The organism is Sphingomonas sp., from assembly GCF_013812825.1.
Classification (GTDB): domain Bacteria; phylum Pseudomonadota; class Alphaproteobacteria; order Sphingomonadales; family Sphingomonadaceae; genus Sphingomicrobium.
The window spans coordinates 58498-80057 of sequence record NZ_JACCSU010000076.1 but is presented as its reverse complement, the minus strand read 5'-3'; the positions used below and the strand labels follow the sequence as shown (position 1 = coordinate 80057).

Annotated in this window: 23 protein-coding genes; 12 read left to right on the top strand and 11 right to left on the bottom strand. The window is 63.6% G+C overall.

Going from position 1 to position 21560, the window contains the following annotated elements; all coding sequences use genetic code 11:
* From H0T81_RS10690 to fahA, 7 genes are all read left to right on the top strand, one after another.
* The coding region (locus H0T81_RS10690; RefSeq protein ID WP_294012858.1) for a helicase-related protein at positions 1-1584 on the top strand (1584 nt) is incomplete at its 5' end.
* Positions 1581-2009, top strand: coding sequence for a nuclear transport factor 2 family protein (locus H0T81_RS10685; RefSeq protein ID WP_294012857.1), 429 nt, complete (start codon positions 1581-1583; stop codon positions 2007-2009). The genes H0T81_RS10690 and H0T81_RS10685, both read left to right, overlap by 4 nt.
* Before the next feature lie 76 nt (positions 2010-2085).
* The gene (locus tag H0T81_RS10680) at positions 2086-2367 is read left to right on the top strand and encodes a KTSC domain-containing protein (RefSeq protein WP_294012855.1); all 282 of its coding nucleotides are present in this window, start codon (positions 2086-2088) and stop codon (positions 2365-2367) included.
* Between the two features lie 15 nt (positions 2368-2382).
* A complete protein-coding gene (locus tag H0T81_RS10675) occupies positions 2383-2610 on the top strand; it encodes a KTSC domain-containing protein (RefSeq protein ID WP_294012853.1) in 228 nt (75 codons plus the stop codon).
* Positions 2611-2669: 59 nt separating this feature from the next.
* Complete coding sequence (locus H0T81_RS10670) at positions 2670-2885, top strand: hypothetical protein (RefSeq protein WP_294012852.1); 216 nt, start codon at positions 2670-2672, stop codon at positions 2883-2885.
* A 111-nt stretch (positions 2886-2996) separates the two neighbouring features.
* A complete protein-coding gene (gene hmgA / locus H0T81_RS10665) occupies positions 2997-4286 on the top strand; it encodes a homogentisate 1,2-dioxygenase (protein ID WP_294012849.1) in 1290 nt (429 codons plus the stop codon).
* Entirely contained in the window at positions 4283-5584 is a 1302-nt protein-coding gene (gene fahA / locus H0T81_RS10660; RefSeq protein ID WP_294012846.1) for a fumarylacetoacetase, read from the top strand. Before hmgA ends, fahA begins: the two co-directional genes overlap by 4 nt.
* On the opposite strand, the gene H0T81_RS10655 is transcribed toward fahA, so the two are convergent.
* The 5 genes from H0T81_RS10655 to H0T81_RS10635 form a co-directional block, all read right to left on the bottom strand.
* Positions 5581-6549, bottom strand: coding sequence for a 2-dehydropantoate 2-reductase (locus tag H0T81_RS10655; protein WP_294012844.1), 969 nt, complete (start codon positions 6547-6549; stop codon positions 5581-5583). The two genes, fahA and H0T81_RS10655, sit on opposite strands and share 4 nt — an antisense overlap.
* Positions 6536-6673, bottom strand: a complete 138-nt coding sequence (locus H0T81_RS10650) for a hypothetical protein (RefSeq protein WP_294012842.1) — start codon at positions 6671-6673, stop codon at positions 6536-6538. Before H0T81_RS10650 ends, H0T81_RS10655 begins: the two co-directional genes overlap by 14 nt.
* 138 nt (positions 6674-6811) lie before the next feature.
* Positions 6812-7048 carry a hypothetical protein gene (locus tag H0T81_RS10645; protein ID WP_294012840.1) on the bottom strand — a complete coding sequence of 79 codons (237 nt, stop codon included), beginning with the start codon at positions 7046-7048 and terminating at the stop codon, positions 6812-6814.
* Between the two features lie 408 nt (positions 7049-7456).
* Entirely contained in the window at positions 7457-7696 is a 240-nt protein-coding gene (locus H0T81_RS10640) for a hypothetical protein (RefSeq protein WP_294012837.1), read from the bottom strand.
* Between the two features lie 382 nt (positions 7697-8078).
* Complete coding sequence (locus H0T81_RS10635; RefSeq protein WP_294012835.1) at positions 8079-8255, bottom strand: hypothetical protein; 177 nt, start codon at positions 8253-8255, stop codon at positions 8079-8081.
* Positions 8256-8315: 60 nt separating this feature from the next.
* Here H0T81_RS10635 and H0T81_RS10630 point away from each other — a divergent pair, with 60 nt between their 5' ends.
* The 4 genes from H0T81_RS10630 (at position 8316) to terL (ending at position 12447) form a co-directional block, all read left to right on the top strand.
* A complete protein-coding gene (locus H0T81_RS10630; RefSeq protein WP_294012832.1) occupies positions 8316-9044 on the top strand; it encodes a hypothetical protein in 729 nt (242 codons plus the stop codon).
* A 74-nt stretch (positions 9045-9118) separates the two neighbouring features.
* Positions 9119-10438 carry a DNA methyltransferase gene (locus H0T81_RS10625; protein WP_294012829.1) on the top strand — a complete coding sequence of 440 codons (1320 nt, stop codon included), beginning with the start codon at positions 9119-9121 and terminating at the stop codon, positions 10436-10438.
* Entirely contained in the window at positions 10431-10907 is a 477-nt protein-coding gene (locus tag H0T81_RS10620) for a DUF5681 domain-containing protein (RefSeq protein ID WP_294012826.1), read from the top strand. Before H0T81_RS10625 ends, H0T81_RS10620 begins: the two co-directional genes overlap by 8 nt.
* Positions 10900-12447, top strand: coding sequence for a phage terminase large subunit (terL, locus tag H0T81_RS10615; protein WP_294012825.1), 1548 nt, complete (start codon positions 10900-10902; stop codon positions 12445-12447). The genes H0T81_RS10620 and terL overlap by 8 nt, the downstream gene beginning before the upstream one ends.
* Before the next feature lie 551 nt (positions 12448-12998).
* Here the strand turns inward: terL and H0T81_RS10610 are convergent.
* The 4 genes from H0T81_RS10610 to H0T81_RS10595 form a co-directional block, all read right to left on the bottom strand.
* Positions 12999-13478 (bottom strand): HEAT repeat domain-containing protein, encoded by a 480-nt coding sequence (locus H0T81_RS10610; RefSeq protein ID WP_294012824.1) that lies wholly within the window; start codon positions 13476-13478, stop codon positions 12999-13001.
* A 167-nt stretch (positions 13479-13645) separates the two neighbouring features.
* Positions 13646-17770 carry an RHS repeat-associated core domain-containing protein gene (locus tag H0T81_RS10605; RefSeq protein ID WP_294012823.1) on the bottom strand — a complete coding sequence of 1375 codons (4125 nt, stop codon included), beginning with the start codon at positions 17768-17770 and terminating at the stop codon, positions 13646-13648.
* Positions 17771-17835: 65 nt separating this feature from the next.
* Positions 17836-18063 (bottom strand): hypothetical protein, encoded by a 228-nt coding sequence (locus tag H0T81_RS10600; RefSeq protein ID WP_294012821.1) that lies wholly within the window; start codon positions 18061-18063, stop codon positions 17836-17838.
* 155 nt (positions 18064-18218) lie between these two features.
* On the bottom strand, positions 18219-18863 hold the full coding sequence (locus H0T81_RS10595) for a S24 family peptidase (RefSeq protein WP_294012862.1): 645 nt from the start codon (positions 18861-18863) through the stop codon (positions 18219-18221).
* 95 nt (positions 18864-18958) lie between these two features.
* On the opposite strand from H0T81_RS10595, the gene H0T81_RS10590 reads away from it, so the two are divergent.
* On the top strand, positions 18959-19141 hold the full coding sequence (locus H0T81_RS10590; RefSeq protein ID WP_294012819.1) for a hypothetical protein: 183 nt from the start codon (positions 18959-18961) through the stop codon (positions 19139-19141).
* A gap of 445 nt (positions 19142-19586) precedes the next feature.
* Here H0T81_RS10590 and H0T81_RS10585 read toward each other — a convergent pair whose 3' ends face one another.
* Both H0T81_RS10585 and H0T81_RS10580 read right to left on the bottom strand, forming a co-directional pair.
* Positions 19587-20633 carry a prenyltransferase/squalene oxidase repeat-containing protein gene (locus H0T81_RS10585; RefSeq protein WP_294012816.1) on the bottom strand — a complete coding sequence of 349 codons (1047 nt, stop codon included), beginning with the start codon at positions 20631-20633 and terminating at the stop codon, positions 19587-19589.
* Positions 20630-21559, bottom strand: coding sequence for a hypothetical protein (locus H0T81_RS10580; protein WP_294012814.1), 930 nt, complete (start codon positions 21557-21559; stop codon positions 20630-20632). Before H0T81_RS10580 ends, H0T81_RS10585 begins: the two co-directional genes overlap by 4 nt.
* Between the last annotated feature and the right edge of the window lies 1 nt (position 21560).

Here is a 21560-nt window from a genome sequence, read left to right as displayed (position 1 = left end):
AGCCACCAGACGGTGCCGCAGATCGGCGCGATGGCGCGCGGCGACCACCGCCGCAAGATCACGCTCGCCGAGTACGGCTTTCGGCTGCCAAGCTGCATCGACAACCGGCCCTTGAGGTTCAACGAGTGGGAAGCGATGCGGCCGCAGACGATGTTCCTGTCGGCGACACCGGGTCCGTGGGAAATGAACGAGACCGGCGGCGTGTTTTCAGAACAAGTGATCCGCCCGACCGGGCTGATCGACCCGCCGGTCGAGATCAAGCCCGTCGAGGACCAGGTCGATGACCTCGTCCATGAGGCGAAGAAGACGGCAGCCAAAGGTTATCGCACCCTCGTCACCACGCTGACCAAGCGAATGGCCGAGGACCTGACCGAATATCTGCACGAGGCGGGACTGCGCGTGCGCTACATGCACTCGGACGTCGAGACGTTGGAGCGGATCGAGCTCATCCGCGACCTGCGGCTCGGGGTGTATGACGTGCTCGTCGGGATCAATTTGCTGCGCGAAGGGCTCGACATCCCCGAGTGCGGGCTGGTCGCGATCCTCGACGCAGACAAGGAAGGCTTTCTGCGCTCGGAAACCTCGCTCATCCAGACCATCGGCCGCGCCGCGCGCAACATCGACGGCCGCGTCATCCTCTACGCCGACCGGGTCACCGGGAGCATGGAACGCGCATTGAACGAGACCGGCGGCGTCTTTTCCGAGCAGGTGATCCGCCCGACCGGACTGATCGACCCGCCGGTCGAGATCAAGCCGGTCGAGGACCAGGTCGACGACCTCGTCCACGAAGCCAAGGAAACGGCGCGCAACGGCTATCGAACGCTGGTGACGACGCTGACCAAGCGGATGGCCGAGGACCTCACCGAATATCTGCACGAGGCGGGCCTCAAGGTCCGCTACATGCACTCGGACGTCGAGACCCTGGAGCGCATCGAGCTGATCCGCGAGCTTCGGCTCGGGGTCTATGACGTGCTGGTCGGGATCAACCTGCTGCGCGAGGGCCTCGACATCCCCGAGTGCGGGCTGGTCGCCATCCTCGATGCCGACAAGGAGGGCTTCCTGCGCTCCGAAACCTCGCTGATCCAGACCATCGGCCGGGCGGCGCGCAACATCGACGGGCGAGTGATCCTCTACGCCGACACGATCACCGGATCGATCGAGCGGGCATTGAACGAGACCAGCCGCCGGCGCGAAAAGCAGCTCGCCTACAACGCCGAGCACGGCATCACGCCCGAGAGCATCAAGCGCCAGATCCACGATGTCATGGCGCATGTGACGGCGCGCGAGGGGCTGGTGGTCGACACCGGGGACGAGGAGCGGCCGCACCTCGTCGGCCACAACCTCAAGGCCTATATCGCCGACCTCGAGCAGCGGATGCGCAAGTCGGCCGCCGACCTCGAGTTCGAGGAAGCGGCGCGGCTTCGCGACGAGATCCGCCGGCTCGAGGAGGACGACCTGGGGATCCCGCATCCGCAGCGAGTCGCTCCGCGCCCGACGGGCAAGTCGAGCGAAGGCCGGCCAGGGACTAGGAAGGGCCGCTTCGGCAAGCAGCAAAGGACGCGGTTCGGGGGACGGCGCGGATGACGGACTTAGCGGCGACGATCGAACAGCTGTCCAACCGCTGGATGCAGGCGTGGGTGCGCAAGGACCGGTCGGTTCTGGAGCAGATGCTGGCCTCCGATTTCGCCTTGGTCGTCTCGGCGACTCCAGGTCATCGGCTCGACCGCGCCAGCTGGCTGGCCACTGCTTGCACGCGCTACACCTGCTCGGAGTTTCGCTACCGCGACGTCCAGGTGCGCGACCTTCAGGACGGGATCGCGGTGATGTCGTCGATCGCCGAGTTCAGCGCCGAGATCGACGGCATTGCTCGCTGCGGCCCGATGTTCCTGACCGACGTCTGGAGACTCGGCGAGAGTGGCCAATGGCAGGTCTGCGCGCGCTACAGCTCCCACCCCGAGCCTGGCGGAGCATCGAGCTCGGCGGTCAACTTGCTGGAACAAGGCAAGTAGCACTCGGCTCGACTCACGCCTGATTCCATTCGTCGCAAGCGGTGAATCCATGGGACTCGATCGGCGTTGCGGCGGCATGTCGGCATGGAGCCCAATTCGGACCGCGAGCCCCATTCGCCCCGTAAGCAGCGTCATCCGCGGCGCCTGGTACCTGCCCGAGCGGCAGCAGCTCGACCTGCTGTTCACCAGCGGCCGGCGTTACGTCTATTCGGACGTGCCGATGGCGGTGGCCACCGGCCTCGCTGAGGCGGAGTCGAAAGGGCGATTCTACAACCGGGAGATCCGCAACCGCTTCCCGTGCCGCGAAGTCGGCCGCGAAGGACGCCGCGACCAGCGGCGGGAGCGCAAGGCCGCCTGAATTCGTTGTCGGGCAATGCCGTCGACCGTCATCCGCAGGTTCGATTACTCGCCCGAGCGCCGCGAGCTGATGGTCGAGTTCGTCACCGGCCGCCGCTACGTCTATCTCGACGTTCCCGAGGAGGAAGCCCGCGCGATGCGCGGCGCCTTCGCCAAGGGCCGCTATTTCAACGCCCACATCCGTGATCACTATCGCTTCCGCGAATTGACCGGCGAGGACGAGGTCAGCGCAACGCGCCGATAAAGCGGAACCGGGCCGCGACCGGTTCGTTCGTTTCGCCACAAGAACAGAGGGAGAGTAGCATGTCCGACCCCGACCGCGATCGCGATCGCGAACCAGTCGATCGCACGACGATCGTCGAAACCGGCGGCGACCGCGGCAGCGGCGGCGTTCTCGCCGTGGTGCTGCTGATCATTGTCGTTCTGGTCCTGTTGTTCCTGTTCCGCGGCCAGCTCGGCTTCGGGGGCGACACCACCGAAGTCCAGGTCCCCGACCAGATCGACGTCAACATCAACTGATTTGAAACGACCACGCGCGGGATGCGAGTCCCGAAGCGTAAGGACGGGCGCGGCGCCTTCGGGGGCCGTGCCCGTTTGAACTTGCGCGCTTGAGGCATTAACCCGGCGGACATGCGGGACGCGGCTCTTCGTTACATGACCGGCTTCGGCGGCCACTTCGAAACCGAAGCGGTCGAAGGCGCGCTGCCCAAGGGCCGCAACAGCCCGCAGCGCCCGGCCCTCGGCCTCTACGCCGAGCAATTGTCCGGCACGTCCTTCACGGCGCCGCGGCACGACAACCGCCGCAGCTGGCTGTACCGGATGCGGCCGACCGCCGACCACCGGCCGTTCGAGCGCTATGACGGAGCGCCGCTGTTCGGGGCCGCGGCGGGCGAGGAACCGCTGGCCCCCAACCGGCTGCGCTGGGACCCGCCGACCGACCTTCCAGCCAACGCCGATTTCATCGACGGCATGGCGACGATGCTCCACGCCCGGGTCCCCGAGGACCTCGAGGGAGTCGCGGTGCATGTCTACGCGGCGGAGCGGGGCATGGACCGGCGGGTGTTCGTCGATGTCGACGGCGAGCTCCTGATTCTCCCGCAGCAGGGCGCCATCGAGCTCCACACCGAGCTCGGCCGGCTCGAGGTCGCGCCCGGATCGGTGGGGCTGGTTCCGCGCGGACTGAAGTTCCGGGTCCAGCTGCTCGACGGCCAGGCGCGCGGCTATGTCGCCGAGAATTACGGGCCGCCGCTGCGCCTCCCGGAGCTCGGCCCGATCGGCGCCAACGGCCTAGCGGCCGCGCGCGATTTCGAGGCTCCGGTCGCCTGGTTCGAGGACCTCGACGAGGAAGTCGAGGTCATTCAGAAATTCCTCGGCCATTTGTGGGTGACGAGCCTCGATCATTCGCCGCTCGACGTCGTCGCCTGGCACGGCAACTACGCTCCGTTCCGCTACGACCTCGCCCGCTTCAACGCGCTGGGCACGGTCAGCTTCGACCATCCCGACCCGTCGATCTTCACCGTTCTCACCAGCCCCAGCAACGTGCCCGGCCGGGCCAATGCCGATTTCGTCATCTTCCCGCCGCGCTGGATGGTCGCCGAGGACACGTTCCGGCCGCCCTGGTTCCACCGCAACGTGATGAGCGAGGCGATGGGGCTGATCCACGGTGAGTATGACGCCAAGGCCGAGGGCTTCGCGCCCGGGGGCTTGAGCCTGCACAACCTGATGAGCGGGCACGGTCCTGACCTCGACAGCTGGGGCAAGGCGAGCGAGTCGGAGCTCAAACCGGTCAAGGTCGAAGGGACGCTGGCGTTCATGGTCGAGACCTGCTGGCCGTACCGGCCGACCCGGTTCGCGCTCGAGCGCGCACAGCCCGACTATGATCTGGCGTGGGCGGGATTCCCCAAGGCCAGGCTGCCGTGAACGAGCTCGACGAAACCCACGACGCCGGCCGCTCGAGCTGGGTTGGCGGAGCCGAGCCCGGAAGCGATTTTCCGGTCCAGAATTTGCCGCTCGGCATTTTCTCCGAAGCCAAGGGCCTGCGCCGGCCGGGCGTCGCCATCGGCGACTATATCCTCGACCTCGCCGCCATCGCCGAAGCCGGACTGCTCGACGAGGAATGGAGCGAGGATTTCAAGCAGCCGGTGCTCAACGCCTGGCTGGCGCGCGGCGCCCAGGCGCATCGCGAGCTTCGCCTCCGCCTGTCGGAACTGCTCTCCGACGAGCGCTACCGCGACGACCTCGAAGTGCATTTGATCGGCCACAGCGAAGTCCACATGCACCTGCCCTGCCTGGTCGGCGACTACACCGATTTCTATGTCGGCATCCATCACGCGACCAACGTCGGCAAGCAGTTCCGCCCGGACAATCCGCTGCTCCCGAACTACAAATATGTGCCGATCGGCTACCACGGCCGGTCAAGCTCGGTGCGGGCCTCGGGCCACCCGGTCGTTCGCCCTTGCGGCCAGCGCAAGCCGCCCGATGCCGAGGTCCCCGAATATGGCCCCAGCCGCCGCCTCGACTATGAGCTCGAGCTCGGCATCTGGATCGCCCGCGGCAACTCGCTGTGCGAACCCATTCCGATCGCCGAGGCGGCTGAGCATATCGCCGGATATTGCCTGCTCAACGACTGGTCGGCGCGCGACCTGCAGGCCTGGGAATATCAGCCGCTGGGGCCGTTTCTCGCCAAGAATTTCCTGACCAGCGTGTCGCCCTGGGTGGTGACGGCGCAGGCGCTGGCACCGTTTCGTGCGCCGATGCCCGAGCGGCCGCCGGGCGACCCCAAGCCCCTGCCCTACCTCGACGATCCGAACAGCGACAGCGCAGCGCTCGCCATCGAGACCGAAGCGACACTGTCGACCGAGGCGATGCGCGATTCCGGGCTCGCGCCGCACCGGCTGTCGCGGGGAAGCGCGGCCTCGGCGATGTACTGGAGCGCCGCGCAGATCGTCGCCCATCATTCGTCAAACGGTTGCAACCTCCAGCCCGGCGACCTGATCGGCACCGGCACCTTGTCGACCGACAGCGACGAGGGGCTCGGTTCGCTGATCGAGATCAGCCGTGGCGGATCGGCTCCGGTTTCGCTGCCCAACGGCGAGACTCGCGGCTTCCTCGAGGACGGCGACGAGGTGACGCTGCGCGCCTGGTGCGAGCGCGACGGCGCGGTGCGCATCGGCCTGGGCGAGTGCAGCGGCCGAGTGCTCCCGGCGTCCGCCAGCTAGAGCAGCCCGAGGTTCTCGGCCAGCAGCCGGGTCAGCGCGTAGAGGCGGTCGAGCTGCGGCGTCGGAACGCCGGCGCTCGAAGCGATCTCGCGGGGCGCGCCGAGCAGCGCCTCGAGCTCGATCGGGCGGCCGGCTTCGACATCCTGGAGCATCGAGGTCTTGAACGCGCCCAGCCGCCCGGTCACCGCCATCCGGTCCTCGCCGCTCTCGGCGATCGGACAGCCGATTGCGGCGCCGACCGCTGCAAGCTCGGCCATCGCCTCGAGCATCCAGGCGCGCAAGGCAGGGTCGGCGAGCAGCCTGTCGGCGGTCGAGCGGGTCAGCGCCGACAAGGGATTGATGGTCGCGTTGCCCCACAATTTGTACCAGATCGCTCGGCGGATATCGTCGTGCCGCTCGATCGCGATCCCGGCTTGCTCGAACAGCTTCGCTAGCGCCTCGATGCGATCGCCGGCGCCGCCTTCGGGTTCGCCGAGGATCAGCCGGTCGGCATGCTTGACCACGACCTGATTGGCCGCCGGGCGGCTGCAGGCGGCGTGGACGACGCTGCCGATGACCTGCCGTTGCGCAAGCGCGGCGGCGATCCGTCCGACCGGGTCGACCGAGGCGAGCGGCTCGCCGATGAACCACCAGGGAACGCCGTTGAGCATCGGCACGATCATCGTGTCGGGCCCGATCATCGGCCGCGCCGCTTCGGCAGCGTCGGCCAGCGCCGGCGCCTTGACCGCGATCACCAGCAGGTCCTGCGGACCAAGCTGCGCGGGCTGGTCGGACGCGTTGACTTCGGCCGTTCGCGGCGCGGCGCCTTCGGTCAGCCGCAGCCCGTCGCGCCGCAGGGCCTCCAGCGTTTCGCCGCGCGCGAGCATGCTCACCGATTGCCCGGCGAGCGCCAGCTTGGCGCCGATCCAGCCACCGATCGCGCCGGCGCCGACGACCACGATGCGCGGGCGCTCAGCCGCGCTCATTGCCGATGTTGCCGAACACATCGATCCGGCGGTTGGTCTCGACCTCGAAGACAGAATTGGCGGCGAAAAACTGAGTCGGGTTTCGATCCGCGCTACTTCTCTGCCGGTCCAGCGGTCCCTGCATCGGAGAGGCCATACACGGCATCGAGGTAAAGTTCAGCCAGTCGGAAATGGGATGAGACGGCTCGGGGCTCCGCGGAGAGTTGAGCCCTTTGGATCTCTTCCTCAGCCCGCGCCAGCAGATAGGATTCGTCTTGCGCGTTCAACGCCGCTGTCCACGCACGAGGGCGGCATATTCGACCGCGAGCTCCTGGTGGATCCGGCGAGCTGCATTGGAAGTGGCCCGTTTCGCCGCGGCCCGTTCAGCACGTTCCCGAGCACGAAAGTAATCGACCGACCCCTCACGCACGTCGCCGGTGGAGGCCGGCTCAACGGGCGCCGATCCGTAGTGAGCGCTCTGACGCTCTCTGAAAATCAAGAAGGGGCTCAGGTCGCTCACTGCTCGGCTCCAGCGGCCAAACCAGGTGGAGAATGGCATCAGGAAGCTCTCTCCCACAGCCGGCGATCAGCCGCTCTAACTTCGGTAAGTCGTGTCGGAAAAAGAGCATATTAATGCCATCGGGATTGGCCCAAGTCTGGCGCCACGCTGACGGTCTGGCGCCGCTCTAGGCCGCAATCTGAATGGCGAGACCCGCCGCAAGCATTTCGAGCAGGAGACTCCTGACCCGGCCCCCGACAAAGACTGTTCCGACGAGGAGCAGCCGTTCACCGATGGCGAGGACAATGATCCGGACATCGACGACGAGGAAGCACTCATTGTATACCCGCCAAATGGCGCCACATGAGCCGCGAGGCCCGTCGCTCGTCGCTTGATCGGCAACAGTGGGCGAAATCCTTGCGGCGGGGCTCACCCTTCGATCTTCACCGCGTCCTTGAAGTAAACCGTGTCGAGCACCGTGCCGTGCTCGTCCTCGATCTCGATACGGTGGTCGAGGACGAAATGCCCCTCGTCCTTGATCGTCTCGGCCGCTGTGAAGCGCACAAGGTGGACTGTGTAAGCGTGCGCCGTCGCCAGGTCCGGCATCTCACGACCCTCTTCGTCGGGCGCGTCCACGTCGTTGTAGAGATGGAAATAGAAGCGCGGCACTCGCTGCTAGCGGCTGCCGGTGACCTTCGTTCCTTTCCTCAATTTAGGTTAGGCACTTAGTTGGGCGAACGAGATCAGCACTGCGGAACCATGAGCGATAACATATGTTATGGTAGGCCACGCTGCGGCCCGCCCCCGAGTTTAGCGGCGTGTGAAGAGCGGCCTGCGACGTAACATCGCGGGTCGCTTTTCTGTGCAGAGCGAGACGATGTTCCCGAATAAACGAGCGATTGCATCGGGTTGGCGTAACGGCCTCGTCCGCTGCGCGAGCCTGGCAAAGGAGCGCGGGCTTGGCCGCCCGATCGATGCCGCGGCCGCTTATTTCTGCAAGCACCCCACCCCGTCAGGTCACCGACGACGAGCTGATGCTGCCCTGGAGCGATCAGCCGCGGCGACTGAATTTGGAGGGCGGTGCGCCATGCAGTCGAGCGATAACGCGTCTCAGTTCGATTTCGCTGCTTTGCAGGGTTTCTACAGCGAAATTCTCCAATTCGCGCCCGGCGTTGAGCACTTGGACCGAGTCGGTTCTCAGGTAAAGGCTCGCTTTGGCAATGCTCATTCCCTAAATTGTCGATCAGGGTCGAAAAGGCAGGAAGCAGTGATTTAGCGGGCGCATTCAATGGAAGACAATCAGAACCCAGACGGCTCTGAAGCCATCCCGCCCATGGTCACCGACGAGACCATTGACAGCATGCTTGCCCTTCTCAGTTTGCCCGAGACATTGGACAGATCGGCATTCAAACGAAGGCTGACTCTCATTGCGCAGACCTGGGCGATGTACCTTTGGGCAATTGGCTCTCCGGCCAAACCAGGCGACCAGCGCGCGGCTATCCGGCGGATGGCCGTGGCGATCGATAAAGTACTCGATGCACTGCACGAGGTATCACCAGAATATCAGGTGGCGCTGGCTCCTATGCTGGGCCGTGAATTCCAGACGCGTGACCTCGTCCCAGAAGCGCGATCAGTCCTCGTTTCGCTTCGAGAGGCAGCGCTTCTATTCGACGCCGCGTTCCATCCTCCCAGGGGCGCACCCCCAAACATAGGGCTGGAAGAGGCCGTCCGTGGCGTGATCGATCTTCTGCTTTCCGTGGGCTGTGCTCTCCCAGAGGTTTCGTCGGGCAGAGAGCACATGCCACCCCGCCTCATAAATGCGGAAGCCAAAGCAATCGGCTTACTTATTCAAAGTGTTTCAAATCTTCAGGTGGGCACAATCGTGAACATGATCACAAAGGTGCGCTCGAATGCCAAGGCCACCGAGCCAATTGAATTTGCGATCTGGCGTACCGATCCGGATGGTGAGTTGGATCTGTGCTTACATCCTGCCCGAAAACGAATTCTCGAAAATTAGAGGCCTTTAACTAGTTCGCGCGCCCACAAAAATGCTGCTTATGAGCTGACTCCGCTTTTTACGAGGAGTCGGTCATGCCCCCTGAAATTGCGAACAACCCACACGTTGAAGTTGTGGGTCGGACATCGCTCAGGCCCAACCCCCGCAACGCGCGGACCCACACCAAGAAGCAGATCACGCAGATCGCGGCGAGCATCAGCCGCTTCGGCTTTGTGGTTCCGCTCGTGATCGATGATGACAGCAATATTGTCGCCGGTCACGGTCGGTGGACTGCGGCGGCCGAGCTGGGATTGAGGGACGTTCCCGTGATTCGGGTCCGCTTCCTCAGCGAAGCCGACCGCCGTGCATTTGCAATCGCCGAAAACCGTATCGCGGAGCTGTCCGGTTGGGACCAGGCACTGCTAGGCGAGGAACTGCGCTTCCTGCTGGACGACGGGTTCGAGCTCGAGATCACCGGGTTCACCACCAACGATCTCGATTTCTCGATCGTCGAGGAGGTTGCTTCAGCCGAGGCCGAGACCCTTGAGTTGCCCGACCCAATGAGCCAGGCGGTCTCGCGGATCGGCGACCTGTGGCACATCGGGCCGCACCGTCTGTACTGCGGTGATAGCCGCAAGGTGGAGAGCTTCGAAGCGTTGCTGGGCGACGAGCGGGCTACCCTCGTATTTGGAGACGCGCCCTATAACGTGCCGGTCGCTGGCCACGTCAGCGGAAACAAATACGCGCGAGAATTCGCGGTAGCCTCTGGGGAGATGACGCCTGCGGAGTTCACTCATTTCCTGCGCACCATCTTCCGGCTGTGCGTGCGATTCTCAATAGACGGCTCGATCCACTATCAGTGCATGGACTGGCGCCACCTGCGGGAGATCCTCGACGCCGGCGACGGGATTTACACTCAGTTCAAGCAGCTGCTGGTTTATAAGAAGCATTCTGCCGGCCAGGGCGCATTTTACCGCAGCCAGCACGAGCTGATCCTCGTGTTCAAGAGCGGCCGGGCGAAACACATCAACAACTTCGGCCTCGGCGAGACCGGGCGGTATCGTACAAACGTTCTGGAGTACGACGGAGCCTGCGGATTCTACAAAGGCCGCGATCGTGATCTGGCCGACCACGTCACGATCAAGAGCACTGCCCTTGTTAGCGATCTGCTGCGCGATTGCTCTAATCGGGGCGATCTGGTGCTCGACCCGTTCAGCGGCTCTGGTACCGCATTGCTCGCATGCCACCACACAGGCCGTCGCGGCGCCGCGATCGAGATTGATCCCCTCTACGTGGACACGGCACTTAGGCGGCTGACGGTCGCGATGCGCTGCTGCGCGGTCCATGCGGATGGCCGCACCTTCGAGGAGGTCACTGACAGCCGCCGCCTCGAGCGGGAGGCGGCCAATGGCTAACCGTCCCAAGCGCCCACGAAACGGTGATTACGAGGTCGGCTACGGCAAGCCGCCCAAGCAGTATCAGTTCAAACCCGGCCAGTCCGGCAACCCGAAAGGCCGCGAAAAAGGTTCGCGCGGCCTGAAAACTGATCTCACGGCCGAACTCGAAGCCCGGATGACCATCCGCATCAATAACGAACCGGTGAGCGACACCCGCCAGCGGCTGCTTTTGAGGGCACTGGCATCGCGTGCTGCCGCTGGGGATGTTCGCGCCGCCTCAATCGTAATTCCGCTGATTATTCAGGTGCTGGGAATCGAGGATCGCGGAACCGACCGAAACAAGCTCTCCCAGCTCGACCAGTCGATCCTGGACGAGATGCTCAGGTCACTCGGCGTTGAAGACAACGAGCCCGCGGCTTCCATCGGAGACGAAGCGGATTTGGGCCGATCGGACGGCGAAGATGGCAAGGATTCGGATGATGCCTAGATCTCTGGAACCAGACGATCCCCACGCCGTCCTTCAGAAGATCCTGCGCAATGACTTTCGCGCATTTCTTCGCAAGGCATTTCCTTCGATCCGGGGCGGCTCACCTCTGGCTTGGAACTGGCACCTCGATGCGATCGCTCACCAGCTGGCTTGCATCCAGTCGGGCGACAATCGCCAGCTTCTTGTGACGATGCCTCCCCGCAACCTCAAATCCATTACGATCTCGATTGCCTGGGTCGCATGGATGCTGGGTCGCAACCCCCGCCACAACTTTGTCTGCGTGAGTTATTCCAATGATCTCTCCGCCAAACATGCGCGCGACTGTCTCGCACTCATGCAGTCGAGCTGGTACCGAAAGCTGTTCCCGGGGACGATCCTTTCGTCCGCCCGTCCGGCGGCGAGCGACTTTGAGACCACCATGGGTGGCGGCCGGCTCGCAACGTCACTAACCGGCACTCTCACCGGCCGCGGCGGTGATATCGTAATCATCGATGACCCGATTAAGCCCGACGAGGCTCATTCGGAAGTAAGCCGGCAGAAGGCGAACGACTGGTTCAAGTCCACACTGACGACGCGGCTCGACAATAAGGGAACAGGTTCTGTCGTCGTCGTGATGCAGCGACTTCACGAGTATGATCTCGCCGGCATGCTGATCGAGGCCGGTGGCTGGTACCTTCTTTCACTCCCGGCCATCGCACTGGAAGATGAAACGGTCCCTCTTTGTGGCGGCCGCTTCCACACGCGCAGCGCTAATGACCTACTCCACCCAGAGTGGGAGTCACGCGAGGCTCTTGAAAGGCAACGCTTACTGATGGGGTCGATGAATTTCGATGCACAGTATCAGCAGCAACCGGTGCCCGCAGGGGGCAATATCATCAAGGCCGAATGGCTGAAAACCTATGAGCCAGGCTTCGATCCTTCGACGCATTCCGGCCACATCATCCAGTCGTGGGACACGGCGAGCAAGGATGGAGCTCTGAATGACTTTTCCGTATGCATCACGGCGTTGATGCACCGGGGGACCGTCTGGATTCTCGATGTATTCCGGGCGAAGCTCTCGTTCCCCGACCTGAAATTTCAGTTCATCCGATTGGCCCGGGAGTTTAGCCCTCAGACGATCCTCGTCGAAGACGCAGCGTCCGGAATGCAACTGATCCAGACCATTCGCGCTGAGAAACCCGCGGGTGTGCCGCAGCCGGTGGCACGCCGGCCCGACAGCGATAAAGTCTCGCGGATGGCCGGCGTAAGTGGGCAGGTCGCATCAGGTCAGCTGTTGCTCCCGATTGATGCTGGCTGGCTCGCAAGTTTCAAATCGGAAATCCTGGGATTTCCTGCTTTGCGATACGACGATCAGGCGGACGCTCTTACCCAGCTCATGAGTTGGGCGATGCAGCTTGAGGCATACAATAACAACGGTGAAAACGCTGGCCCGATTGTTTTCCTGTTTGACGATGATGGAACGAGCGAAATCATCGGTGACGCTGAAGGAATCTTCTCCGGCCGGACTAGGTTCAGCCCGGATGATGACCCTTGGCTTTAATCGGCGACCGGGTCCTAATGTCCGCTTTCCCAGACGGGTTTCTTGCGGATCTCGATTTGATACTCAACGTTCCCGGGTGCGTGGGGCTATCCTGTGCTGGAACGGAGTAGAGACGACCTTCCAGGGATGTCATGGCGGGCATTGAGCTTAGATTGACGCAAGTGCCTGCATCCACGAGTTGCAACGCTGGCACCCGGGATATGCCTCCGGAAGAGTTAATCGCCCGCTCGATCGCAACTTAATTCACATTTTGGTATCGAAAGGCCGATGAGGCGCACCCGGCTAACCGCCTCGATGCCTTTCATCGCCGCCTCCGGACCAACTTCCTAAAGCCGGATTGACAGCCCTTATTCCTGGCCCGGCGAATGTCGGCTAAACCCATTGCGGAGATTCCGAACTGAGGCGAGGCTGCGCCATTCAGGAGATTTTTCTTGTCGCGATTATGCTGCTTGGGCGTGGTTGGTGATCTCTTGGTGTCTAGCTCACCACAGCCGACGTGCAAACCATGAGAACGCTTATTGCGCCGCTAGCCAGGTAAGCGGTGCCAAGAGCTACGATGCGGGCCGAGCAATCCCTTCGCATGCAGCCAGAGCTGCTGAGGCACGTCGATCTAACAAATCGTCGCCCGACGGTACGGCGAAGTCTCGTAGGTCGGCTACAAAGGAGGGATCTGCGATAATAGCTGCCGCCTCAAATAAAGGCGCCGATGCACGTTGTCCGGAAAGTGCTTTTCGGACGAGAGGCAATGCAAGTTGCCGATCGCGTCGCGCAAGTCCGAGGAGCGCTTCCGCTCTTACGATATCGTCCTCATCTTCAGAGGCGCGGAGTAGAGCTTCACGAACTTCAGGGGTGTCGATATCTTCCTGCGAAAGCAGCATCGTCGCCCAGTCTCGGTTGGCCGTGTCGCCGTCGCGCATCAGCTGAATGAGCTGCCGAACATGCTGCTTTGCTTCCGGACCAGTTGCAAGCGGCTGCTCGCAGCGAATAGCCTCCCTAAGAAAATCAGATGGCGGCTCATATCGGATCGTCACGAGAACACCCCACTACACGCCAAGCTGGAACTACGCGCCAAGTTGTAGATCTCCCGCATAAGGTCCCCAACCCGAAAAAGCCAGCGTGCGTCCTGCATCAACAGAGGCGGTTGGTCGTTTGGTCGCAAACAGAGGAAACGCAGAAGGTGTTGAATTGCCAGTGTCATCTACGCAATGCTGCAGCTTGGGTCTCGCTTGCCATACATTGGGCAACGTAGTTGCTGTTCGATTACGGGCGAGATGATGAATGGCCACCAGAACCGGAATTTTCCGAGACCGCGCTGCTTTTGCTTATTTCGTTCCCGAATGATTTTTTGCTGCTTCTCAATTCTGCGGATCAGCTTTGTATCTTTATTTCTCTTTGCATCGTCCAGCATTCTCTCAAGCGATTGCGCATCACGCGGTAGGCCCGAATCGAATTCTCCACCAGCGAGAGTAAGTAGCAGCGCGGCAGACGGATTCCTGGGTGGCGCGAATACAACAATTTCTGAATTCTCGATGGTAGATGGTTTCGGACGAGGCGGTGCGACGACCACGATTTCCTCGCCCTCCAGGTCCGCCAAGGCTTCGCGCGCACGCGGCGGGAGCGGCGGGTCCCCTGACGAGGTGCCGCTGCCGCCACCGCCAAATCCTCCTCCCCCGAAGCCAAAATCATGAGGATTACGATGACCAGTCACGACAATGTCTTCTCCCCAATTTGCCAGTCCTAGGGGATCGACCAGATTGACCGGATCGTTCAGCACATAAGCGTAGAGGTTGGGACCATCCTCGTACCCGATCGGATCCGTCTGAACGAACCTCCCGAGGTGCGGCGCGTAGGCGCGGGCCTTGTAATGGTAGAGGCCGGCTTCGGGCAACCACATCTGGCCGGTGTACTGGAATCGGCCGACGTTCGATGACTCCGGCTTGCCGAACTCATCGTAGCGGTTGATGAGCGGCGCGTAGGGAGCGCCGTAGCTCGCGGCGACGATGCTGCCACGCTCGTCGGCGTGGAGCGACTGCTTATTGTTGATCCCCGCGCCGTCGTAGCGGACCAAGGGCTGGTCGATGCCGGGGCCGTGGACGTACCGCGCCTGGATGGCGCCGCCGGGATCGTACTCGGCGATCATGTCGAGGCCGTCGTAGGCGAAGTTGGTGTCGACCGCGCTGTCAATGCTCGCCAGCCGGTCGAGCGCGTCGTAGCCCAGCGCCGTCCACGGCGAGCTCACCGTCCACAGCTGGTTGTTGGACGGGTAGTAAGTGAAGCTCTTGTCCGTGGTCGGGTCGAACGTCAGGTTGCCTCTGGCGTCATAGCCGACATGCTGTCCCTGGCCCGAGACGGCCCCAAGCTCCGAGATGCGATTGAGACCGTCAATCCCATAGGCGGTCGTTCCCGAGCCATGGCCGGTCCAGGCGTAGGAGTCGTTGCTCGCGGTTCGGGTAACGATCTGATGCGCTGGGTTGTAGGTGAGGCTAATCGTCTGATCGTAGGCCGCGCTCGAGGGCTTGTCGGTCAGGGTCTGCAGGCGCGACACCGGGTCCCAGGCGTAGGTGGTGAGCGCGCCGTTGCCACGCGCGATGGATGTGGTCCGGCCGAGGTCATCGTAGGCGAACGTCGCGAGCACCCCGGAGCCGGAGGCCGCGCCATTCTCGCGGATTCGGGTCATCTCCCCGGTGACGAGGTGATCATAGTCGACGTAGAAGCTGTCGGGCCAGGTCAGCCGCGTCCGCCGTCCGGCGAGGTCCCACTGGGAGCCGACCGTGCCGTGCGGCCCAACCTGGGTGAGGTTCCGGCCGAGTGCGTCGTAGGTGAAGGACAAAGAGATGCCGCCTTTCACCGCTGCGGTCAGCCGGCCGAGATTGTCGTAGGCGTAAGCGGCGGTCGGGTCGGGGTTGGGCGGCGCCAGGACGGTCAGCCGGCGCAGCGCGTCATATTGAAAGCTAATGCTCGTCGCATCACGCAGCCGGCGCGAACTGACGGTTCCGGACGTACGCGTCCCGCCGGCTGTGGTCTCGTAGGTCAGCTGCTCGAAGCCCGTCGTGCTGCTCGCGTTGGCGCCTTTGCTGGCGACCGGAAAATAGGTCTTCGACGGGCGGTCATGGCCGTCATATTCGAAAGTGGTGAGATTATTCTCGCCGTCCTTGAGGGTCTGCAGAATCCCGTTGGCCGTGTAGGTCAAGCTCCACTCTGCAGCCTCTTGGGCGGTTCCCACCCCGACTCGCTGTTCGATCACCTCCCCGGCTTCATTGTAAACGGTCTTTCCGATCCGATCGGGCCCGAACGTCGGATGCGCCGCCTGCTGATCGCAGGCCGACGCCGGCACGCTGACATAAGTCATTCGCTGGGCCACACATTCAGCCCGGCCCAGCGCGTCATGGCTGATCTGGGTCAGGGCATAGGCGGTGCCGCCGCTGACGAGCGTCGCCCGGACCGGCCGGCTGTTGCCATCGAAAACGGTCTGCACTTCCTGCGCCGAATCGAACGCCGCCCAGTCGGGATCGGACTGGCTGTCGACCGTGCCGAGCTCGCGCTTGCTGGCCTGGCCGTCCGGGCGGTAGGTGATCCGGACCGCCCGGTGCCTGAGCGCGCCGGCGCCGTCGGGGTCGGGCGAGATCACGCCGACGAGCTGGTCAGCGCTGTCGTAGCGGTTGCGCGTCGTGTCAGCCGTGCCCGTGAGCGACCCGTCGACGGTCAGCGCGTTGCCGCGCGGGTCGTAGGTCATGGCCTCGGTCGCAGTCAGAGTGCCTGTCCCGTTGCCGCGCGACACCGAGGTTGGCAGCAAATTGCTGTTGTACGCGACGGTCGCCCTGGTCTCGTCGGCGGTGTCGGTGCAGCTGCCGGTGGTCTGGCACGCCGAGACACCGGTCAGCATCGTCACCGATTGCCCGCCGGCACCCGACACCGACGAATAGCTGAAGCGCGTCTGCGGCCGGACTCCGCCGACTGCCGGCTCGGTGATGCTCTCGATGCCGCCATGAGTCGCATTGTAAACGTAGTTCGTGGTGTTGCCGCGGGCGTCGATCGTGCTGTTGGGCTTGTTGCACTTGACGACATTGGCGCAGTTCGCATCGAAGCTGGCGGTGGCGACGATGTCGGGAAGGCCGGTGCCGCTCTTTGCGACCTGGCGCGTCTCGGTGACATTGCCCCGCGCATCGTAGGTGAGCTGAACATAATTGCCCTCCGGCTCGGTCTGCCGTGTTGGACGGCCACTTGCATCGTACTGCAGGCCGGTTGTTCGGTTTAGCGGGTCACGGAAGCTGGTCGGCCGGCCAAGGTTCAGGTCGGCAGTGATGACAGCCTGCTGTGAGAGGGCATTCGTCACCGTCGTGGTTCGGACATTACCGCTCGTCGATCGCGCGTAGCTCGTGGTTACGCCGTCCTTGGTTACGGACGAGACAAGTCCGTCCGCGCCATAGGCGTATGTGATGTTGTCCGACGTGTTGCCAGGCCGGCGGACGCCAACGATCCGCTCACTCGCATCGGTCGTCAGGCGCCAGGTTCGGCCGCCCGTGTCGGTGACGTCCGTGGTGGTCGAGTTCGGATAGGAATAGGTGATCGCCGGCGCCGGGCTCGGCGGGTTCGCGCTGTTGCTGAAGGAAACCAAAGTGCGCTTGAACCAGTCGGAAGACTCGGGATCTTCCGACGCGTAGGCGATGTTCAGGGAATAGCCGGCCGACGAAGTGACGGAGTCCAGACGCTGGAACGTCCTCAGATTCTGGCAGCCGGGCTCTCCCGGCGTCCCTGCGTCGCAGATATGGTCCATGTGCCAGGTGAGCACGAACCTGAGCCCGTCCGGTCTGGTGATTGACAGCGGCACCTGGCAGGAGCCTGGATCCGCACCGGGGCAACTCATGGCGGCGTTGTCGCTCATCTGATTCTGGAACTGGATCTTCGTCCCGTCGCGCGCAGTGTAATTGTAATACCCCTGGGCATCGACCGTGAGGGTGGCACCGTCCGCCTTTTCGGAAGTCCAGGTGGTGCCGGACCCGGCGAAGGTGTCGCTGATCCCCCCGATCCGCACATACATCTTGGTCACCGAACCGGAAGTTCCGCGGTATAGCCCCCCGCTCCAGTTATCCACCCAGCGGGCGCTCTGCGCCCACAGCCGCTTCATTCGAACCGCGCCCTCGCCCGAACCGATTCCTCCCTCGTCGATTTCAAGCGAGACGAGGCCGCTGGTCAGGTCGACGCCGTTGTCGTCGATGTGGACGAAACGGGGTGCCGGCGCCGTCTGAGCGAAAGCAGGCGAGGCAAGGGCGGTGGTCGCGAGAAGCGCGCAGGCGGCCGCGCGCCGCAGAGTGCGGGTGTTCATCGTTGGTCTCCGGTGGGAAGGATGGTTGTTCGAGAGGTTCGCTGCAGTCGTGCAGCGCCGCTCGATCAGGGCGGCGGCGGATTGGGCGAGCCGGTGGTGGACTTGCTCGTTCGGTTGTCGGCCTTGTCGATCACGTAATCCGTGGTCACTCCGTCGTTCACGCTGCCGGTCCGCTGCACTTTCACCAGGCGCCCGTGGGCATCGTAGGTATAGGTGATGGTCTCGGTGGCGCTGGCGATGTCGGCGGCAAACAGGCCCGCGATTGCTGAGCCAAGAATTAACTGTCGGCGCATTACCTCGTCCTCGTGTCCAGCGACCTGCGGGAGCCCAAGGGGGAACGCTCCCTCCGGACAGGTCGCCGGAACGAAACAGGAACTACACGCTCATAATCAGCCGATCTCCGACAAAATGAGACGGCTGTGCATTTTGTTGGAAAATTCCTACAGCCTCAGCTGATTTTGCGGCCCGCCCAGACGACGCGGCCGATCACTTCGATGCTATCGGGCTCGCAGTCCCGCCAGGCAGGATACGAAGAATTGTCGCTGGAGATGGTGAGGCGCCGGCTGGTCGGATGGACGGCGATCCGCTTGACCATCAGAGTCTCGTCCTGGCGAAGCACATAGATGCCGTCGCTGATCCGGGTGCCGGCCGACGAGCGGTCAACCATGATGTCGTCGCCGTCGGCCAGCGTCGGAAACATCGAGTCGCCGCGCACCCGGATGATCGACAGATCCGATGGGCTGGCGCTGCACAGCTGCTTCAGGAACCTCGGATCGAATCCGAGGTGCGCGGTGGGAGTTTCGCCGTCGGCGAAGGCGCCAGGGCCCGCGGAGGCGCGTATATCGAACCGCGGGATTGCGATCAGTTCTTCGGAGGGCGCCGGAGGCCGGACCGGGCCTCCCAGCAGCGACTCGTCGACTCCAAAATAGCGCGCGAGCTTCCGCCGGTCTTCCTCGGCCAGCCTGCGGGGCACACCGCGCTTGATGAACTGCTGGATGTAGGCGGCATTGCGGCCGATCAGCCGCGACAGGCCGGCATAGTCTTCGCGCCGCTCGGCAATCAGACGGGCGAGCTCAGCCCTGGGTCCGGTCAGGTCCATGCAAATTCCTATGCCACGATCAAAAATCCTAGACAAGTAGGAATTTGAGTGGGAACAGAAAGCGAACACCCGACTTGGAGTCGTTTCTGATGCTGCTTTTGCGAATCGAACGCCATCTGCGCCTGCGGCGCATGACCCCCACCCGCTTCGGCCGCGAGGCAGTGGGCGATCCCAACCTCATTTCTCAACTGCGCGACGGGCGCGAACTCAGAACCGCGACGGCCCAGCGGGTCATCGACTATCTCAACGACAATGAATGTGCCCAGCAATGAAACTGCGATCGCTTCTGAGGCCTGCCAGAGCGGTTCAGCGGTTGCTCCGGCTTCGGAGGCGCGGTGGCAGGCCGAGCAGTCCGCAAGGCACGGCGGCGGTCTCAGGTGAGCGAACAGTGCCGCGCGGCAAAGATGACACCAGAACATCATGGTGTGACCGCTCGGACGTGATCACGAGCGCAATTCCTTCGCCGCGCCGACTGGACTGCGACGACCTTGAGCTCCTTGGGCGCAACCTCAGGAACGCTTATCCTGTAGAGGACACTACCTCGTTCGCAGGACTGCTTGGGGAAATAGACGAAGCTGAGGCTGGCCGACGCTAGCGCCAGCAGCGCTACGCTCGCGTATCTTCCGAACCCGCACCCTTCGGTCACAAGTCGGATGGGCTGTTCGGCCTAACTGAACAATCAACAATATCTGCGGGCTGCCAACGCCTCTGCAACGCCTATTTCGCACCTGAGGGACCACGGACACGGACCTGTCGCCCGCCGCACTGGATCTGCGCCAGCGCGGCCAGTGCATAGGCCGTGGCGAAGACTCGCCGCCTGTCGGAATAGACACGTCCCGGATTGGCTGCCGATGCAGTGTGGCAACGTCGATTGGTGACCCTGAGACACGGTGAGCATGGCCAGGAGCCATCATGATCCTGGTTGTCCAGAAGCGCAGGGATCGCCGCGGCCATCCCCCTATGTCCTTCGTCCGCGGCGGCGATCGTCAGCATGGCCAGCAATGGCTGCGTTCGGGAATCGCCGAGGAGCCGAGCGGCGGCGCTGGATGCATGCGCAGCGTCTATGCCAGCGCGAGTCTGTACCCACAGACCATAGCCCGGGTCTCGCCACCAGTAGGCCGGCAGCAGCCCCCCGACTGCCTGTGCACCCAGCCAACGTTCGGCGCGCCCGATCCGATCGGCCGGCGCGTTGAGGCGGCGCAGCGCCAGAATCACGACGGCCGTGACATCGGGATGTGCAGCGTGCCAGCCGTCGCAGACAGGACCATCTGAGTACATAGGATAAGTGGGAAAGCCGCCTTCGGGCCGCTGCGCGGCGAGCAGCCAGTCGAGGGCGCCAGGCGGATACGGCAGTCCGAAACGATGGACCGCCAGCAACGCCTGTGCGGTACTGTCGCAGTCTTGTCCAACACGCGCATTGTAGCCGCAGGCACCGCGCTTCTGGAGGACTCGCGATAGATAGACGGCCGCTGCCCGACAAATGTCCTGCGCTTCGGGGACATCTTCGAGCACGAACGCAACATGAGACGTGATCCAGTCGGTGGACGCACCGGGGAGCAGCAGAAATCCGCGGAACTGACCATCGCTTCGCTGCCGGCGGCGCATGAAGGCGAGGGCGCGGCGAACAGCCGCGTGGACGCTGCGCTCTTCCCGCTCCCGGGCGCCGCGGCGGCGGACCCAGTCCCGGCCGAGCAGCCAGGCCTCGTCTGCACGGTCCGAAAGTGACGCCAGCGCAAGACCTGCAAGACGTGCCGGCTGGATCAAGCCGCTCTGCCTATCAGATCCGCAAGAAAGGAAGCCGCAGCGCGACGACGACCGCAGGCTTCGGCTGTAGTGAGCACCTCGATCAGACTTCGCTCCAGGTCGTCCGAAATGCTGGTCAATGAACGCTGGGCGAAGACGACGCGCGAAGTTCCCACCAGCACGCCACGCAGTGGCGACCAGCGGCCATCAGAGTTAGTGAGGTACGCGTTGTACCGGCAGCGCAGCCAATCTTCGCGGAGGTCCTGAGCGTCGTCCCAGCGGGCGATGAACTGCGCGAGCTTCTGGAACATCCCGGAAGTCCCCGAGCCATGATGGGCACCGGCGAGACGGCTAATCCAGACAACAGGCAGTATCTTCGCCGCAGAATGATCCGGAGAGCCACCCAGTTCGCTTTCGTACATTCGGCGCAGCAGACCCAACAGCTCCGCTCTGGTCGCGGGATGCCGGCGATAACGGCGGCCGGCGCTGGCAAGCACGTACCCGAAGAGGCACACGACGATTTCAAGGTCGTCCGGGACGGGCGTTCGCTCGATCGCCCGAGGGTTTGCGTCGTCGATGCATTGTGCGAGCACCGCCGGGTGGAGAGCGGCAGCCAGTGGCGGCAGTAATTCGGGCATGTCATCCACGACAGTATCGAACAGGGCGACGGCGAGATTGAACGCCGCTGCCTCCAGCAGGATCGTGTGAGCAACAGGCGCCCGCAGGTTTGAGGCGAGGCTCGCCAGCCGTGCTCCCCATCGCCCAACATCATGCGCCCGCGACGGCTCCTTCCAGCCCGGCAGTCGTTCGACAGCGCTCGGCAGGCCGAACCGGCAGCCGAGTTCGTTGGCCGTACACATCAGCGCTCCGGCCGTCCGCCGCTCATCTGGCTCGGGGAGGTGGCAAAGCAGGCGCGCAGCGACCTGACGAATTTCGCTGTTCGCCAAA